Raw genomic sequence first — 275 nt, 5'->3', positions numbered from 1 at the left:
TGGCTGAAAACAACAATGGCGAAACATGCAGGCGATTTTGAAGCCCCGAAATTCCATTATGAGGATGTCGATGTTTCATTAATCGCACCGCGTAAACGGGATTACTCGAAGAAAAAGGTGGCGAAATCATTAGTGAAAATAAGACAATCAAGTTTATCATCACTCGTCAGGATACATCGGATTCTAATCCTTACCAGGAAGAGTTTGAAATTCCATACCGTCCGAATATGAACGTGATTTCCGCTTTGATGGAAATCAGAAGGAACCCGGTGAAT

1 protein-coding gene is annotated in these 275 nt (G+C 41.5%); it reads left to right on the top strand.

All coding sequences use genetic code 11. The annotated features are described in order from the left end of the window. A partial coding sequence (locus CH339_RS25645) for a hypothetical protein (RefSeq protein ID WP_210207402.1) occupies window positions 1-231 on the top strand: 231 nt, incomplete at its 5' end. Window positions 232-275 lie beyond the last annotated feature (44 nt).

The organism is Rhodobium orientis (genome assembly GCF_003258835.1).
Lineage (GTDB): Bacteria > Pseudomonadota > Alphaproteobacteria > Rhizobiales > Rhodobiaceae > Rhodobium > Rhodobium orientis.
The sequence above is the reverse complement of the archived record's forward strand: the minus strand, read 5'-3'. Positions and strand labels throughout refer to the sequence as shown.